The sequence below is a fragment of the Providencia stuartii genome (genome assembly GCF_029277985.1).
Taxonomy (GTDB): Bacteria; Pseudomonadota; Gammaproteobacteria; order Enterobacterales; family Enterobacteriaceae; genus Providencia; species Providencia zhejiangensis.
Genome location: NZ_CP119546.1, coordinates 253,899 through 271,715 on the forward strand (window position 1 = coordinate 253,899; position 17,817 = coordinate 271,715).

At 42.9% G+C, this 17,817-nt stretch carries 16 protein-coding genes; 13 read left to right on the forward strand and 3 right to left on the reverse strand.

Annotated elements, in window-relative coordinates; translation table 11 throughout:
* The first annotated feature begins 130 nt into the window (after window positions 1-130).
* From P2E05_RS01095 to hemN, 12 genes are all read left to right on the forward strand, one after another.
* Entirely contained in the window at window positions 131-1,051 is a 921-nt protein-coding gene (locus tag P2E05_RS01095) for a hypothetical protein (RefSeq protein ID WP_249999675.1), read from the forward strand.
* A gap of 519 nt (window positions 1,052-1,570) precedes the next feature.
* Window positions 1,571-2,614, forward strand: a complete 1,044-nt coding sequence (pstS, locus tag P2E05_RS01100; RefSeq protein ID WP_154624389.1) for a phosphate ABC transporter substrate-binding protein PstS — start codon at window positions 1,571-1,573, stop codon at window positions 2,612-2,614.
* A gap of 111 nt (window positions 2,615-2,725) precedes the next feature.
* Entirely contained in the window at window positions 2,726-3,682 is a 957-nt protein-coding gene (pstC, locus tag P2E05_RS01105; RefSeq protein WP_154624390.1) for a phosphate ABC transporter permease PstC, read from the forward strand.
* A 1-nt stretch (window position 3,683) separates the two neighbouring features.
* Complete coding sequence (gene pstA, locus P2E05_RS01110; protein WP_154624391.1) at window positions 3,684-4,565, forward strand: phosphate ABC transporter permease PstA; 882 nt, start codon at window positions 3,684-3,686, stop codon at window positions 4,563-4,565.
* A 38-nt stretch (window positions 4,566-4,603) separates the two neighbouring features.
* On the forward strand, window positions 4,604-5,380 hold the full coding sequence (gene pstB / locus P2E05_RS01115; protein ID WP_154624392.1) for a phosphate ABC transporter ATP-binding protein PstB: 777 nt from the start codon (window positions 4,604-4,606) through the stop codon (window positions 5,378-5,380).
* Between the two features lie 13 nt (window positions 5,381-5,393).
* Window positions 5,394-6,107 (forward strand): phosphate signaling complex protein PhoU, encoded by a 714-nt coding sequence (gene phoU, locus P2E05_RS01120; protein WP_154624393.1) that lies wholly within the window; start codon window positions 5,394-5,396, stop codon window positions 6,105-6,107.
* Window positions 6,108-6,596: 489 nt separating this feature from the next.
* Window positions 6,597-7,427 (forward strand): ABC transporter substrate-binding protein, encoded by an 831-nt coding sequence (locus P2E05_RS01125; protein WP_154624394.1) that lies wholly within the window; start codon window positions 6,597-6,599, stop codon window positions 7,425-7,427.
* Window positions 7,428-7,529: 102 nt separating this feature from the next.
* Window positions 7,530-8,282 (forward strand): amino acid ABC transporter permease, encoded by a 753-nt coding sequence (locus tag P2E05_RS01130; protein ID WP_272657826.1) that lies wholly within the window; start codon window positions 7,530-7,532, stop codon window positions 8,280-8,282.
* A gap of 1 nt (window position 8,283) precedes the next feature.
* A complete protein-coding gene (locus P2E05_RS01135; RefSeq protein WP_154624396.1) occupies window positions 8,284-9,036 on the forward strand; it encodes an amino acid ABC transporter permease in 753 nt (250 codons plus the stop codon).
* A gap of 218 nt (window positions 9,037-9,254) precedes the next feature.
* The gene (locus P2E05_RS01140) at window positions 9,255-10,589 is read left to right on the forward strand and encodes an NCS2 family permease (RefSeq protein WP_154624397.1); all 1,335 of its coding nucleotides are present in this window, start codon (window positions 9,255-9,257) and stop codon (window positions 10,587-10,589) included.
* A gap of 203 nt (window positions 10,590-10,792) precedes the next feature.
* Entirely contained in the window at window positions 10,793-11,320 is a 528-nt protein-coding gene (yihI, locus tag P2E05_RS01145) for a Der GTPase-activating protein YihI (RefSeq protein ID WP_154624398.1), read from the forward strand.
* 206 nt (window positions 11,321-11,526) lie between these two features.
* Entirely contained in the window at window positions 11,527-12,900 is a 1,374-nt protein-coding gene (gene hemN, locus P2E05_RS01150) for an oxygen-independent coproporphyrinogen III oxidase (protein WP_154624399.1), read from the forward strand.
* 38 nt (window positions 12,901-12,938) lie between these two features.
* Here the strand turns inward: hemN and ampC are convergent, their stop codons facing one another.
* The gene (gene ampC, locus P2E05_RS01155; RefSeq protein ID WP_410242007.1) at window positions 12,939-14,072 is read right to left on the reverse strand and encodes a class C beta-lactamase; all 1,134 of its coding nucleotides are present in this window, start codon (window positions 14,070-14,072) and stop codon (window positions 12,939-12,941) included.
* Window positions 14,073-14,265: 193 nt separating this feature from the next.
* Between ampC and P2E05_RS01160 the strand changes: the two genes are divergently transcribed.
* Window positions 14,266-15,144, forward strand: a complete 879-nt coding sequence (locus tag P2E05_RS01160) for a LysR family transcriptional regulator (RefSeq protein WP_272657827.1) — start codon at window positions 14,266-14,268, stop codon at window positions 15,142-15,144.
* A gap of 7 nt (window positions 15,145-15,151) precedes the next feature.
* Here P2E05_RS01160 and glnG read toward each other — a convergent pair whose 3' ends face one another.
* Together glnG and glnL are read right to left on the reverse strand one after the other, a co-directional pair.
* Window positions 15,152-16,597, reverse strand: a complete 1,446-nt coding sequence (gene glnG / locus P2E05_RS01165) for a nitrogen regulation protein NR(I) (RefSeq protein ID WP_272657828.1) — start codon at window positions 16,595-16,597, stop codon at window positions 15,152-15,154.
* A gap of 9 nt (window positions 16,598-16,606) precedes the next feature.
* Entirely contained in the window at window positions 16,607-17,656 is a 1,050-nt protein-coding gene (gene glnL, locus P2E05_RS01170; RefSeq protein WP_154624403.1) for a nitrogen regulation protein NR(II), read from the reverse strand.
* Window positions 17,657-17,817 lie beyond the last annotated feature (161 nt).

Consider the following 17,817-nt stretch of genomic DNA (forward strand, 5'->3'; position numbering starts at 1 on the left):
TAAATTGTATTCATTCCTAATTATTTACCTCATAAAACATGCCGTTTATAAATAAAATAATCGTTATATAAAAGACTCAGCAATTGTTTCGTTTGGATAATAGATCCAAATAAAATAATTGGGTGAATCTATGCAGATTAATTTTTTTAAAACGATCCGTTCTTCTCAAAGTCAAAATGCATGCGCGAGGATAGAAGGAAAGGGAGACCAATCTGCCCTATTTCAAAAAATAAAGCGTACACGATGTACCATAATAGGGTTCTTTCAAGAACCTAAAAAGGTGGCTACACCGGTGACGTGGGGTCGACAACTGACCGCGGTTATCCAATCACCGGAACATCAATTGGCAACATCAAAATCACCGCTATCTATTCCAGTACCGCCGCCAATGCCTGAGTTTGGTACTCCGCTTGCTCAACCAACAAAAGCAGGGAAAATAGGGATGGGGCAAGTGTTTGCGGAGCTAAAAAGTTGTCAGGCTTTTATCAATCATGCCAAAAAGCGTGAGGGGCTTGAAAAAAACGCAGTGGCTTCAACCGATACGCCACCGCCCCCTCCGCCGATGGCAAAGTTTCTGGGTATTGGCAAAATGACTGTTGCTCCGCAAACTCAGGGGGAAAAAACCGGCATGGCGCAAGTGCTGGCGGAGCTAAAAAACCATCAGGTTTTTATCAATAATGCCAAAAAGTGTGAGGGAGTTGAAGAGACCTCAGTGGCTCCAACCGATACGCCACCGCCCCCTCCGCCGATGGCAAAGTTTCTGGGCATTGGCAAAATGGCTGTTGCTCCGCAAACTCAGGGGGAGAAAACCGGTATGACGCAAGTGCTGGCAGAACTGAAAAATCATCAAGTTTTTATCAATAATGCCAAAAAGTATGAGGGGCTTGAAGAAACCTCAGTGACTTCAATCGATACGCCACCGCCCCCTCCGCCACTGAAAGGCATCCACAAAATGACGACGCCCTCTCAAACTCAGGGAAAGAAAGTCGGTATGGAGCAAGTGCTGGCTGAGCTTAAGGAGTATATGCTGCACAAAGCAAATAAAGAATAATGTCGGTCTATGTGTATTTTGAAATTGGATATAAGATCGATTATTGTCGCTAACGTGCTCATTTTACGCGTCAATGGGCACGTCATGGCGGTTTGCTTGTTAGGTGTTTAACCATCGTTATTTGCTGTAGCGCTTAGAAAATCATAAAGCGCGTATCTTGCAATGAACTGTTATCTATCCCCTCATGACAAGTGTATGCGCTTTTTGCTATGGTGAGCAGAGCAGTATTGATCGATCCTGAGAGGCGGCAAAAAAGAATTGTGCGACTTTTTTATGACAGAGTGTCATTTTTGCCTCATGACAGATTGGCCGAGTATTATATTTCTTACCATCTGATTTTATTGTTAATTTTTTTTATTGGCCTTCCGCTTTGCTTCAATAAATACGCTAAAATAATCAATTGTCATAAAACTGTCATAAATCAGACATGTTGTTGTCATCAAATTGTCCTATTTTTCCTACCGTGACATTTCACCAACAATTTACACTTAATTGTTTCTATACATCCCCGGAGGGATTATGAAAATGATGCGTACAACCTTAGCTAGCGTAATGGCAGCAACTCTTTCAATGACTGCGATGTCTTCTTTTGCTGCCACAAGCTTAACTGGCGCGGGTGCAACATTCCCTGCCCCTGTTTACGCTAAGTGGGCGGACTCTTATCAGAAAGAAACAGGTAATAAAGTGAACTACCAGGGAATCGGTTCTTCTGGTGGCGTTAAACAAATTAATGCGAAAACAGTTGATTTCGGTGCATCTGATGCGCCATTGACTGATGAAAAATTGAAGCAAGATGGCCTGTTCCAGTTCCCAACAGTTATCGGCGGCGTTGTCTTGGCCGTTAATGTGAAAGGTATCCAGTCTGGTCAATTGACATTAGACGGAACGACGTTGGGTGACATCTATCTTGGCAAAATCACCAAATGGAATGACCCCGCAATTGCTAAGCTGAACCCTGATGTTAACTTACCAGACCAAAATATTGCGGTAGTAAGACGTTCTGATGGTTCCGGTACCACTTTTGTCTTCACTAGCTATTTATCGAAAGTGAGTTCAAATTGGAAAAATGACATCGGTGCGGGTTCAACGGTTAATTGGCCGAAAAACAGCGTAGGTGGTAAAGGTAATGATGGCGTTGCAGCCTTCGTTCAACGTCTACCAGGCTCTATCGGTTATGTTGAATATGCTTATGCAAAACAGAATAATCTTGCTTATACTAAACTCGTTTCAGCGGATGGTAAGGTGGTTTCACCAACAGGTGAAAGCTTCAGTGCGGCAGCGAAAAAAGTGGACTGGTCTAAGTCATTCGCTCAAGACCTGACTAACCGTGATGGTGAAAATGCATGGCCAATCACATCCACCACATTTATCTTAGTTCATAAAGATCAAGCGAATGCAGAAAAAGGAAAAGCGGTGCTCGACTTCTTTAACTGGGCTTACGAAAAAGGTGGTCAACAAGCTGAAGCATTAGATTACGCTGTACTACCCGCAGAAGTTGTGACAGCAATACGTGCAGCATGGAAAACAGAAGTTAAAGATAGCCAAGGTAAACCACTGTTTTAATCAGTGAACCTCGGGTTGGCAATGGATGGCGGATGCTTAGGATTAACATCCGCCTTCTGACGTAGTAACTAAATCCTACTAATAAAGTAGGTGTAGGATGAGACAAAGCGCATGGCCGAGAAAACAACGGCATTTAAAGCACCGAGCAAGTCAGGCGATGTGATATTTAGCGCATTGGTAAAAATTGCCGCACTAATCACTTTGTTAATGCTTGGTGGCATCATTATTTCCCTTATTTTTGCCTCGTGGCCGAGTATGCAAAAATTTGGGTTTTCGTTTTTATGGACTAAGGAATGGGATGCACCCGCGGAGGAGTTTGGGGCATTAGTGCCAATTTATGGCACCATTGTGACGTCATTGATCGCCCTGATTATTGCTGTACCCGTCAGTTTTGGTATTGCACTTTTCTTAACGGAACTGGCTCCTAACTGGTTAAAACGCCCTTTAGGTATTGCGATTGAATTGCTCGCAGCAATTCCAAGTATTGTTTACGGTATGTGGGGGCTATTTGTTTTTGCGCCTCTGTTTGCTGAATATTTCCAAGAGCCTGTCGGCAATGTGATGTCAAGTATCCCGATTGTCGGTGAGCTTTTCTCGGGTCCTGCATTCGGGATTGGTATTTTGGCGGCAGGGATTATCCTCGCCATTATGATCATTCCTTACATTGCCTCCGTTATGCGTGACGTATTTGAACAAACACCCGTCATGATGAAAGAGTCGGCATATGGTATTGGTTGTACCACATGGGAAGTGATCTGGAATATTGTTTTACCTTATACCCGTAATGGTGTGATTGGTGGCGTCATGTTAGGCCTTGGCCGTGCTCTTGGCGAAACCATGGCGGTGACCTTTGTCATCGGAAATACTTATCAACTGGATAGCTTCTCGTTATTTATGCCAGGAAACAGTATTACGTCAGCACTAGCGAATGAGTTTGCCGAAGCAGAAAGTGGATTACACACTGCTGCACTGATGGAACTTGGGTTAATTCTCTTTGTTATCACCTTCATTGTTCTGGCGATATCAAAACTCATGGTTATGCGCTTAGCGAAGAACGAGGGCCGTTAATATGTCGACATCTCAACATTTTGTTATTAACGAAAAAGAACGTGCCCGTCGTCAAGCATGGCGTCGTCAGATTAACCGAATGGCCTTATTTGTTTCAATGTTAACCATGGCCTTTGGTCTGTTCTGGCTGGTTTGGATTTTATTTTCAACGGTGACCAAAGGGATTGATGGGATGTCCCTTAACTTGTTCACAGAGATGACTCCGCCACCGAATACTGAAGGTGGTGGCCTCGCTAACGCCATCGTCGGAAGTGGCTTGTTGATTCTGTGGGCAACGGTGATAGGCACCCCTTTAGGTATCTTAGCAGGGATCTATTTGGCAGAGTATGGCCGTAAATCATGGCTCGCTTCTGTAACGCGTTTCATTAATGATATTTTGTTATCTGCACCATCAATTGTTGTAGGTCTGTTTGTCTATACCATTGTGGTTGCACAAATGCAGCACTTCTCTGGCTGGGCAGGCGTTATCGCTTTAGCACTGTTGCAGATTCCGATTGTTATCCGCACAACGGAAAATATGTTGAAACTGGTGCCGGATAGCTTGCGTGAAGCCGCATATGCGTTAGGTACGCCAAAATGGAAAATGATTTTATCTATTACGCTTAAAGCATCTGTATCCGGGATTATTACAGGGATCTTGCTAGCGATTGCTCGTATTGCGGGTGAAACCGCACCATTACTGTTCACTTCTTTGTCGAATCAGTTCTGGAGCACAGATATGAGTGAGCCAATTGCTAACTTGCCTGTGACTATCTTTAAATTTGCGATGAGTCCGTTCTCGGAATGGCAACAACTGGCATGGGCAGGGGTTCTATTAATCACCCTATGTGTCCTGTTAATTAACATTATCGCACGCGTTGTGTTTGCTAAGAAAAAACACTAACACCCGGATTGAATAGAGATTTATAGAGAGAAGTTGCCATGATTAATGCAAATCAGATCGCAAACAGTAAAATTCAAGTACGTGACCTTAACTTTTATTACGGTAAATTCCACGCACTAAAAAATATCTCGTTAGATATTGAAAAAAACAAAGTCACCGCATTTATCGGCCCATCCGGTTGCGGTAAATCAACGCTGCTGCGTACCTTTAATAAAATGTATGAGCTGTACGGTGAGCAGCGAGCAGAAGGTGAGATTCTGCTAGACGGTCAAAATATTTTGACTGATAAACAAGATATCGCGTTATTACGTGCCAAAGTCGGTATGGTATTCCAAAAACCAACACCCTTCCCGATGTCTATTTATGACAACATTGCCTTTGGTGTCCGTTTATTTGAAAAGTTATCGCGTGTTGAGATGGACGAACGTGTTCAGTGGGCGTTAACCAAAGCTGCGCTGTGGAATGAAACCAAAGATAAACTGCATCAAAGTGGTTATAGTCTTTCTGGTGGTCAGCAACAGCGCTTGTGTATCGCTCGTGGTATCGCTATTCGCCCTGAAGTTTTATTATTAGATGAGCCATGTTCAGCCCTTGACCCCATTTCAACTGGGCGTATTGAAGAGTTGATCAGCGAACTCAAATCTGAATATACCGTGGTCATTGTCACTCACAATATGCAACAGGCTGCACGTTGTTCGGATTATACGGCCTTTATGTATTTAGGTGAGTTGATTGAGTTTAATGACACAGACAAGATGTTTACCACACCTGAAAAGAAACAAACCGAAGACTATATTACAGGTCGTTACGGTTGATAGGGAGCCGATTATGGATACGCTGAATCACAACAAACATATTTCTGGGCAGTTCAATGCTGAATTGGAACATATCCATACAGAATTGATGACAATGGGAGGGCTGGTTGAAGAACAGCTCACCAAAGCGATCACTGCCATGCATAATCAGGATGAGGCTCTTGCGCGCGAAGTTATCGAAAATGACCATAAAGTGAATATGATGGAAGTGGCTATTGACGAAGAGTGCGTGAAAATCATTGCTAAGCGTCAGCCAACAGCCAGTGACTTACGCCTCATTATGGCTATTTCAAAAACCATCGCTGAACTCGAACGAATTGGGGATGTTGCCGATAAGATCTGCCAAACAGCATTAGAAAAATTCTCTCATCAACATCAACCTTTGCTGGTTAGCCTTGAGTCATTAGGGCGTCATACGGTACAAATGTTGCATGATGTGCTTGATGCTTTTGCGCGAATGGATTTGGAAGAAGCGATTCGGATTTATCGAGAAGATGAAAAAGTTGACCAAGAATACGAAGGAATAGTACGTCAACTGATGACGTACATGATGGAAGATCCAAGGACGATCCCAAGTGTATTAACGGCATTGTTCTGTGCCCGTTCGATTGAACGTATCGGAGATCGATGCCAAAACATTTGCGAATTCATTTTTTACTATGTGAAAGGGCAAGATTTCCGTCATGTAGGTGGCGATCAATTGGAAAAAATGATCACCAAAAAATAACGGTCAAACTTTGCGTTGTCGCATTGTTGGTTGTCATTACCAACCCCAGTCACAGACTTATGTGTGTGACTGGGGTTTTGTTTTTTATCGCCAGCGTCAACACGTGTGAGTGAGGTTATTGAGCGTCGTTTTCGTTCATTTCGATATGCTTAGAGTGTTTTTATGTGATGCAGATTTTAGGTTTTTGGTGATCTTTTAAAAGACTCCCGTTATCACGCTATTTTCATATGATATTAAACACGGACGAGTTAGTTAGAAAAAACCGTTTATTCATCCTCATTAAAGGTCCTCATAACGATTGTACGCATCAAACAACCCTTAAAGGTAACGTGAATCATTTTACAGACTCTCTTCATTGCTTGGTGACCTATTTTTCTGCGTATATTCTTTTTTGATATAAATATATCATTTAATAGTATTTCAAGAGATAAGCCTTCCTTGATAATTTGTGGTAGTCGATTTACATAAATTTACCGTCAGAGGTGTTCAATGAAAGCTCGCGTTTTAACTACCGCACTACTTGCAGGCCTTGCGCTGGTGGCCAATGTCGCCAATGCAGATAAATTGGATGATATTAAGCAAGCTGGTGTTATTCGTATCTCTGTGTTTGACAGTAATCCACCATTTGGCTTTATTGACCCACAAACAAAAAAACTCGCGGGCTATGATGTTGATATCGCGCAAGCGATAGCCGATGACCTCGGCGTGAAATTGGAATTGCGTCCAACTAACCCAGCTAACCGTATTCCTCTACTGACCTCAGGTAAGGTCGATCTCATTGGGGCAAATTTCACAATTACTGACGAACGCGCTAAGCAGGTTGATTTCTCGATTCCGGATTTTGCGACAGGGCAGAAGTTTATTGCTCGCAAAGGGGTCTTGAAAACGCCTGACGATATTGCCCCATTACGTATTGGTGCGGATAAAGGCACGGTACAGGAAGTGACCTTACGTGAGCGTTATCCAAATACGAAAGTGATCTCTTATGATGACACGCCACAAGCATTTGCTGCTTTGCGCAATGGTAATGTCCAAGCGATAACGCAAGATGACGCGAAGTTAGTCGGTCTGCTGGGTAACTTGCCAGAAAAAGTGAAGGCTGATTTTGAAATATCTCCGTTTAGTATCACTCGTGAATATCAAGCGGTTGCAGCAGTAAAAGGTGAAACGCGTTTAATCGAAAATGTGAATAACACCTTGTTGAAATTAGAAAAAGAAGGCAAAGCAGAACAGATTTATAACCGTTGGTTTGGCCCTGATACTAAGGCAGCGCAACCTCGCGGTGAATTCAAATTCGCTCCTCTTGAACAACAAAAATAATGATAACCATCTGATATATCGATTCAATATATTGAATCAGCACTTCAGAATAAATAACCCCGCTCATTATTGCGGGGTTCTTAGTTATACAAGGCAGCAGTTATGTTTGAAAAATTTATTAGCGGCGAATTTTTTTCTCAGCATTTTTTGGCTCCTGAGTATTTGGAATGGTTTGGCTATGGCTTTTTGCTGACGATTTGGATCTCGGTTTGTACCATCATTGCTGCAACGCTATTAGGTTTTGTCGTTGCCGCGGCAAAGGATAGCCAAATTGCCCCGCTACGTTGGGGGGTCAGTGTGTATATTTCCATTTTCCGTAATACACCTTTACTGGTTCAACTGTTTTTTTGGTATTTTGCGTCAGGGGAGATTTTATCATCGGAGATGATGGCATGGCTCAATACACCGCATGAAATCCACGTGGTAGGTATCACGCTGAGCTGGCCTTCATTTGAATTCTTAGCGGGTTTTGTTGGGTTAACATTATATACGGTACCATTTATTGCTGAAGAAATACGCTCAGGGATCCGTGGTGTACGCCAAGGCCAAAAATATGCAGCCTTTGCACTTGGTTTAACGGGATGGCAAGCCATGAAACATGTTGTGTTGCCACAGGCGGTGAAAATCGCCATGCCTCCTTTACTGGGGCAATACATGAATGTTGTTAAGAACTCGTCGTTAACCATGGCAATTGGTGTTGCTGAGCTCTCTTACGTCTCACGCCAAGTGGAAAGCCAAACATTACAAACATTCACTGCATTTGGCCTCGCAACAGTGCTGTATATCGCCATTATTGCGGTTATGGAAGGCTGGGGACAATGGCGAGTGCAACGAAATTTAGTGGAAGGGGTATAAGATGGATTTTTCAGTGATTGAACAAAATTGGCAATATTTGTTATTTGGCGCTTTTCCTGATGGTCCTATAGAAGGTGCAGCCCTTACACTGATTATCAGCTTAATTGCGGGTGCCGCATCGATTGTGCTGGGAACACTTAGCGGTGTTGCATTAGCCATGTTACGAGGGTTTTGGATGAACCTATTCGCGGCTATTTTAGGCTTTTTCCGTGCTATTCCAGTCATTATGCTAATTTTTTGGACCTATTTCTTCTTACCTGTGGTACTCGGAACAGAAATACCGGGCATCGCTTCGGTCGTTTGTGCGCTCGCATTAATCACCTCTGCCTATTTAGCTCATGCTGTAAAAGCAGGTATTCTTGCTATCGGGAAAGGGCAATGGCAGGCCGGATTATCATTAGGCTTTAGCCGCTGGCAAGTTTTATGGCAAATTGTCTTACCGCAAGCATTACGTATGATGGTTCCTTCATTTATTAATCAATGGGTGGCTTTGATTAAAGACACTTCCCTTGCTTACATTGTTGGTGTCGCGGAATTGTCATTTTTGGCGACACAAGTGAATAACCGTGAAATGGTGTATCCACTCGAAATTTTCTTATTTGTTGCCTTTATTTATTTTGTTATGTGCTTAACGTTAGAGATGATCGCGAACTTCGTGGCAAAACGTTTAAATAGTCATCAAGGGGCTAAACCATTTGCGCCAAAGCGTGCCTTGCTATTTTGGCGTAGACAAAAACTACTCGCGTTATCTTAATCAATTCAAGGTGGCGATTGCTGATGGGGTCGCCACTGCTTATGCAAATTTTATTTTTCTACTGTCTATTTCAATTCATCTTGTTGTATCAGTAAGTTAACTCATTTATGGATCTTTGATTTACGCAAACGTTTTCTTTTTTTCATTTTAACGGTAACACTCTCGATTTGTTTGTTGTAGGATAGGGCGAAAAAAACTTTTTTTGGGCGCTATATCTAATGAGTAATCAATCTTCTAGCTCTGGACAACAACAGGGTCTGTTTCAACGCGTGTTTAAATTACAAGAACACGGGACAACGGCGAAAACAGAAGTCGTTGCGGGCTTCACCACCTTTCTCACAATGGTCTACATTGTCTTTGTTAACCCTCAAATCTTATCTGTCGCTGGGATGGATATTAAAGCTGTTTTCGTCACCACCTGCTTAATTGCGGCGATAGGCAGTATTCTTATGGGGCTGTTGGCAAATCTGCCAATCGCAGTAGCTCCAGCGATGGGGCTAAATGCTTTTTTTGCGTTTGTCGTCGTCAGTGCGATGGGATATTCATGGCAAGTGGCGATGGGGGCTGTATTTTGGGGAGCCGTTGGCTTATTCATTTTGACCCTATTCCGTATTCGTTATTGGATCATCGCGAATATTCCATTAAGTTTACGCGTTGGTATCACCAGTGGTATCGGACTGTTCATTGCGATGATGGGGCTGAAGAACTCGGGGATTATTGTGGCGAACCCAGATACACTCGTCTCTATCGGTAACTTTACCCAACATAACGTGTGGTTAGGGGCTTTGGGCTTTTTCATTATTGCGATCCTAGCGGCACGTAATATCCATGCGGCAGTGCTGGTCTCCATTGTGATCACAACCTTAATTGGCCTTGCATTAGGGGATGTGCAGTTCAATGGTATCTTCTCTATGCCGCCGAGCGTGATGACCGTTGTTGGCCAAGTTGATATTATGGGATCCTTGGATTTAGCGCTATCAGGCGTTATTTTTGCTTTTATGTTAGTTAACTTATTTGACTCTTCGGGCACCATGATTGGTGTGACAGATAAAGCTGGGATCACGGATGCGCGTGGAACTTTCCCTCGCATGAAGCAGGCGCTCTATGTCGACAGCCTCAGTTCTGTCGCGGGTTCGGCGATGGGAACCTCCTCCGTTACTGCTTATATTGAAAGCTCTTCTGGCGTGTCGGTTGGCGGACGTACAGGGTTAACTGCCATTGTGGTTGGTGTGTTATTCCTATTGACCATGTTTATCTCACCACTAGCGGGTATGGTTCCTGCTTATGCGACAGCTGGCGCGCTGATCTACGTTGGGGTGTTGATGACATCAAGTTTAACGCGTGTGAAATGGGATGACTTAACGGAATCAGTTCCTGCATTTATTACTGCGGTGATGATGCCCTTTAGTTTTTCGATCACGGAAGGGATCGCGTTAGGCTTTATCGCTTATTGCGCAATGAAAGTGGGTACCGGCCGCTGGCGCGAGTTGGGGCCATGCGTCATTTTAGTTTCCGTTTTATTTATTTTAAAAATGGTTTTAGTTGACGCTTAATCTTCTTTCCTATCAAACGGCTCCAATCGTCGGAGCCGTTTTGTTTATCAACTCCTCTCTATGACAGACAATTCGAGCTATAATCAACAAAGCTGCCATGCAAAATACAAAAAAACCGTTTTAATTGCTGCGCAAATGCTTTCACAGCTTGAGGGATTCTGCTAGATTCCGCAGCAGAAACTGACTTATCAAGGTATCAGACCATGAATTCACCAAAAAAACCGGCAAGTAAAACTGCTAGCAAAACGAAGAAAAAGTATCGCAAAACAAAAGAAGAGCTCAATGCAGAAGGGCGTGAGCGTAAGCGCCAGAAAAAGCATCGTGGCAATAAATCGGGGGCTCGCTATCAAGAAAAATCGTCTAATAGCCAGTCTGGCAAGCAAAACGACAGCCTTGACCCACGCCTTGGTAGCAAAAAACCAGTCCCATTGGTGGTTGATGCAAATGCCGTTTCCACACGTACGACGCCAGTAAAAGAGCCTGTCGCAAAAGTGAAATTATCACCCGAGCAAGAGCTAGAAATGCTGGAGCAGGACGATCGTTTAGATAGCTTATTAGCGCGTTTAGAAGAGGGTGAAACGGTCACCACGGAAGAGCAAAAATACATTGATACTTGTTTAGACCGTATTGATGAGTTGATGTCTATTCTGGGTATCGAGCTCACTGATGAAGAAGAAGAGGAAGATGAAGAAAAACTGGATGACATTATGCGCATCTTGAAAAGTAAATAAGCGTCTTTTTCACTCCCCCTGCTTGCTGGGGGGAGTATTGAACAAATTTCATTCAAACTGTATCACTTTTGGTGTTGCATCAACTCTCACCGCCCAATCACAAGTTATAATTTCTTTTATGTTATTATGTCGTGTATATAAGTTAGCCAATAAAAAAACATAAGATGTGGCCTGTAAACCGGCATTCGGCCAATTAAGGAATGTTAATGTCAGAGCAAAATATCGTTTGGGATCTTTCTCTTATCCAAAAATATAATTATTCAGGACCCCGCTATACGTCATACCCGACGGCCTTAGAGTTTAATCAGTCGTATGATGAACGTGCATTCGTGGCGGCAACGCAACGCTATCCTGAAAATCCATTATCGCTCTATGTTCACATCCCATTCTGCCATAAGCTCTGTTATTTTTGTGGCTGTAATAAGCTAGTGACACGGCAAAAGCATAAAGCAGATGAATATTTACAAGTTATTGAAAAAGAAATTATTCAGCGTGCCGCACTATTAAAAAATCGCACTGTGACGCAAATGCATTGGGGGGGAGGAACTCCAACTTATCTCGATAAAGCTCAAGTGAGCCATCTTGTCGCACTATTAAAAAAACATTTTCATTTCTCAAACGATGTTGAAATGTCGATTGAAGTTGATCCGCGTGAAATTGAACTCGACATGATCGATCACTTGCGGAGTGAAGGATTTAATCGCCTAAGTATGGGCGTGCAAGATTTTAATAAAGAAGTTCAGGTCTTGGTGAACCGCGAGCAGGATGAGGATTTCATTTTTGCGTTGATTAATCGAGCAAAAGAAACGGGGTTTACATCAACGAGTATTGACCTTATTTATGGGTTACCCAAACAGACACCAGAAAGCTTTGCTTTCACTCTGCAAAAAGTGATTGAGTTGTCGCCTGACCGCCTGAGCGTATTCAATTATGCGCATCTACCAAACCTCTTTGCTGCACAGCGTAAAATCAAAGATGACGATTTACCGAGCGCAGAGCAAAAACTCGATATCTTGCAAGAAACGATCGCGACATTAACGTCACAAGGCTATCAGTTTATTGGTATGGACCACTTTGCGAAGCCACAAGATGAGTTAGCGATAGCACAGCGCGAAGGCGTTTTACACCGTAATTTCCAAGGTTACACCACGCAAGGGAACTGTGATTTGTTAGGTTTAGGCGTGTCTGCTATCAGCATGCTTGGGGATAGCTACGCTCAGAACCAAAAAGATTTAAAAACTTATTATGCGCAGGTTGAAGAGCAAGGTCATGCGTTGTGGCGTGGTTTAGTATTAACCGATGACGATTGTTTGCGTCGAGATGTGATTAAGACGCTAATTTGTAATTTTCAGCTTCAATATGCACAAATTGAATCCCTTTATCCCATTAACTTTAAAGAATATTTCTCGGAAGACTTAGCCTTGTTAAAACCGATGGCGGAAGATGGGTTAGTTGAAATAACAAATACAGCAATTAAGGTATCCCCTCAAGGCCGTTTGTTGATTCGAAATATTTGTATGTGTTTCGATGTTTATTTACGCAATCAAATGCGTCAACGTCAATTTTCTCGAGTGATATAACCGATTGTGGCTCCGTGTTATGACGGAGCCATTGTCTTTTAACGAGCGATCTTTTCTAATAGTTGATAAGTTGCTGTAATGCGCTGAGGGATAGGTATCCATTTATTGGATAACATCACAATGGCAATTTTTTCTTCTGGAATAAATACAGCGTATGTGGCGAAGCCATTCGTTGAACCCGTTTTGTTATAATAAGCACGTATTTCTGGCGCCATAGCGGGTTTGATCAACTCAACTTTTTGCGGCTTTAGTGCCATATCATCACGATTACCCTGAAGCAATTGCGCCAAAGAAACTGGCCATGGATAGCTTTCCCACATCATATCTTGTACAAAAGAATCTGTGAGATAAACGCCCGTATGCGTATTCTCAACCGCCTCTTGCCAAGGTTTAGCCACTTTAATGGTCTGCATATTGATCTCTAAATAACGGATCAAATCTTTAGCATTTGATTTTAAGCCATAGGCTTCAGCATCAAGGATTTCAGGGGTAACTCGAACGGGTTGATCTTGCTTGTTATACCCTTGTGCATAATATTTTTCTTGGTTTTTAGGGACATGAATATAAGTATGTTTTAATCCAAGTGAAGGAAGCATCAATTTTTCCATCGCTTGAGAAAATGGCATATCAAGTTGTTTGGCTGTTACGATGCCGAGCAACCCAACGCCAAGGTTTGAATAAGCACGATATTGCCCAACGTTGTGCTCAGGAAGCCACTTTTGATAGTACTCGATCAGTTGCTTGTCAGTAGTGACACCATTTGGCACAAATAACGATAGACCTGACGTATGGGTCGCTAAATTCATCACGCTAACATTATCAAAAGCACTGCCTGTTAGCTCAGGTAAGTAATGGCTGACAGGTTGGCTGAAATCTAACTTACCTTGTGTTTGCGCATAAGCGGCAAGCGTTGCTGTGAAAGTTTTTGATAATGACCCGATTTCATACAATGTTCTATCCGAAACAGGTCGTTGGGTCTGCTTTGACTGTACACCATAGTGGTAAATTCTTTGCTGTCCATCCACAGAAATAGCAATAGACATACCCGGAATATTTTCTTGCTTCATCAGCGGTTTGATAATGTCATCAACCGCTTGTTGTGTCATCGCTGACGCTGAAAGTGAAGTAAAGGCTAAACTCAAAGCGACAAAAAGCCGTCCCTGACGAAAAATATTTTTCATAGAGTTATCCGTTAAAGTAAAAGTTTTCGTTGTTACTGACAAAATTCAGGTATGCTAATCCTTCAACATCAAATTTGTTGTAGAGTCGATGAATTCTGCATGTACTGGTGATTGGTAGAAAGTATGCCTATTTCCAACTCTGATTTAAAACGATATAAAATTCGATGAGGCAAAAGAAAAACTTATGTCAGGAAATTATCGTCATCGCCTTCCTCTAAATGCGTTGAGGGCATTCGAAGCTTCTGCCAGACATTTAAGCTTTACGCGAGCAGGTTTGGAACTGAATGTCACGCAAGCGGCGGTAAGCCAGCAGGTTCGCCTACTGGAAGAGCAACTTGGATTAGAGTTATTTGTTCGTTTACCTAGAGGGCTGGCATTAACCGATGAGGGGCTTGCTTTACTTCCTGTTTTGAGTCGCTCTTTTGACCAAATAGAGTCATTATTGCAACAGTTTGAGGATGGTCATTATCACGAAGTACTGAGTGTATCAGTCGTAGGAACTTTTGCTGTAGGCTGGTTGTTACCCCGTTTACCTGCTTTTACTGAGTTATACCCTTATATTGATTTGCGTATTATGACCCATAATAACGTGGTCAATTTAGCCGCAGAAGGTGTTGATTTCGCTATTCGTTTCGGTGAGGGGCTATGGCCATTAGCTGAAAATACGCCGTTATTTCCGGCCGCCCATACTGTGCTTTGTTCTGAAAAAATAGCCCATAAATTGCCCCATCCTTTGGACCTAAAAGAGCACCGTTTAATGCGTTCTTATCGTAAAGATGAATGGGAAAAATGGCAGATTGTAGCGGGACTTGAGCCGTGGCGTGTCAAAGGACCCATATTTGATTCCTCGCGCTTAATGGTTGAAGCAGCATTGCTGACCGACAGCGTAGCCCTTGCACCAAGTTGCATGTTTGAGCATGAATTAAGTGCGGGAACCTTAGTTCAACCATTTGATATCAGTGTAACACTCGGGGGATATTGGCTGAGCCGTTTAAAATCTCGCCCAATAACCCCAGCAATGGTGATTTTTCAAAATTGGTTACTGACTGAAGTTAAATCGTGATAAAGGGTTACTCGATGCCTAGCTCTTTTAATTTTCGAGTTAATGTATTGCGACCCCATCCAAGTAAACGAGCAGCCTCTTGTTTATGTCCATGAGTATGCTTAAGTGCACAGCTCAGCATGGTGTATTCCATTAACGGTACTGTTTGTGCAAGCAAATTTTCTTTCCCTTCCGCGAGAGCGTCTTGAGTCCATTGCTCAAGTAATTCAAACCATGCTGTATTATTGCTTGCGACATAATGGCATGTCGTGGATTCAGTGGATGCATCATTTTGCTGCTGGTGACCGAGTAAATCTTCAGGTAAGTCTTGTGGCAAAATTTCTTGGCTTGCCGCCATCACGGTGAGCCAGCGACACACGTTTTCCAATTGCCTGACATTACCGGGCCAATGATAGTGTTGTAAAAGACGTTCACTCTCTGGATGCAGCAATTTGCTATCAACCCCAAGCTCTTTGGCGGTATTTTGCAAGAAATAGTATGCAAGGCGGGGAATGTCCTCGATTCTTTCTCGTAATGGTGGGAGTTGCACACGAATGACATTTAAGCGATGGAATAAATCATCACGGAACAACCCTTCTTTAACCCGTTTCTCAAGATCTTGGTGAGTCGCAGCAATAATACGGACATCCACTTTTACAGGAGTATAGCCACCTATACGATAAAATTGCCCCTCCGCAAGTACCCTCAGTAGCCGCGTTTGGATATCGAGTGGCATATCACCAATCTCATCCAAGAATAGAGAACCGCCATTTGCTTGTTCGAAACGACCTTGCCTAACTTGTGTGGCACCGGTGAATGCCCCCTTTTCGTGACCAAAAAGTTCAGATTCAATCAGGTCTTTAGGGATGGCCGCCATATTTAGTGCAATAAAAGGCCCGTTGGCTCTAGGGCTATGTTGGTGTAGCGCATGAGCCACTAATTCTTTACCTGTTCCTGATTCACCATTAATTAGCACACTAATTGATGAGCGAGAGAGACGACCGATAATACGGTAGACCTCTTGCATAGCAGGAGCCTCACCTATCATGGTTGAAGAGACGCTTTCCATTTTTTGTTTGGGGTCACGTTCGACATGATTTTGTTCACGACTATGATTTAAGGCGCGTTCAACCAGCGCAACGGTTTCATCAATGTCAAAAGGCTTAGGTAGATAATCAAAAGCGCCCGATTGGTATGCATTCACCGCGGCATCAAGGTCAGAGTGCGCTGTCATAATAATAATGGGTAATAATGGGTGTGACTGTTTTAGCTGAGTGAGAAGGGCTAAACCATCCACACCAGGCATACGAATATCCGATAACAAAACATCAGGTTGGTCATGTGTTAGCGCCGCGAGGACGCTATCTGCGCTATCAAAACAGGTGCAATGAAAAGAGGCACTATTTAATGCACGCTCAAGTACCCAACGAATAGAACTGTCATCATCAACAACCCAGATTTTTCCCTGTTGCATTGTTATCTCCTATTTTTTAATTGGTAGATAAATAGAAAACTCGGTATGACCGGGCCAACTGGTAAATTCAATTTTTCCTGCATGTTGGTCAACTAAACTATGAACGATGGATAGACCTAATCCCGTGCCACCTAAGCGACCACTTACCATGGGGTAAAATAAGGTGTCTTGTATAGCTAATGGAATGCCTGGGCCATTATCTTCGATATCGATACGTGCCGCTAAGCGATAACGTTCACCTTGCAACATCACTTGAAATGCGGTGCGAGTTCGTAATGTAATCGTACCACCTGTCTCAGAAAGCGCTTGTAACGCATTACGAATAATATTTAGCAGAACCTGCTCAATTTGGTCAGGATAGTATTCAAGGTCAGGCAAGCTTGGATCATAATCGCGGACTAATGTGATGTTGTCTGGTTTTTCTAACGACACCAATCGGACGATATTTTCAGCGCTATGATGAATGCTTTGTTGTGTTTTAGGACCGGGGTATTGTGGGCCTAGTAACCGGTCAACCAAGGCTCTTAGCCGATCTGCTTGCTCAATAATGACTTGTGTATATTCGTTTAATTGTGGATCCGGCAAGGCTTTAGAGAGCAACTGAGCCGCTCCTCTTAGGCCGCCTAAGGGGTTTTTGATCTCGTGAGCAAGCCCTCTGATGAGCTCTCTTGCTGCTAATTGTTGGGCATTTTGTACTTGTTCTTGGCTTAGCCGACGTTGACTGTCTAATTGATAAAGCTCTAATAAAATAAATTGGCTAGAAAAAGGCTGTGCGCTTAACGCCATCACATGGGAGTGATTATTAAACACCAGCGTGACCTCGTTATCGGTAAAACTGTGGCCTTCTTTTAAGCTGTTTAACATTAATTCGTCATTTAAAGAGCAATAACTACAAAGAACAGGTAATGGTGTGCCATATATCTTGCGTTGACTTTGCGCAAGTATTTGCAAAGCCGCGTGATTAGCATAATGAATCACAAGGTCATAATCGACAATTAAGACGCTGTTTAACAGTGAGTTGAGGATGTGTTCCGGTGCTGGCAAATGTTCGGCTTTCATGTAATTCTGCTCCTGCACTATTTTGGTGCATTATACTTGATTTACCCAACAAAGCTGCAACTTGAATAACAATGCCGTCAATTTATCTATTACTAAAAAGTCAGAGAAAAGGCCCCATCAAAGATGGGGCAAATGTTTCACGGCAACAAAGACTAGCAGTG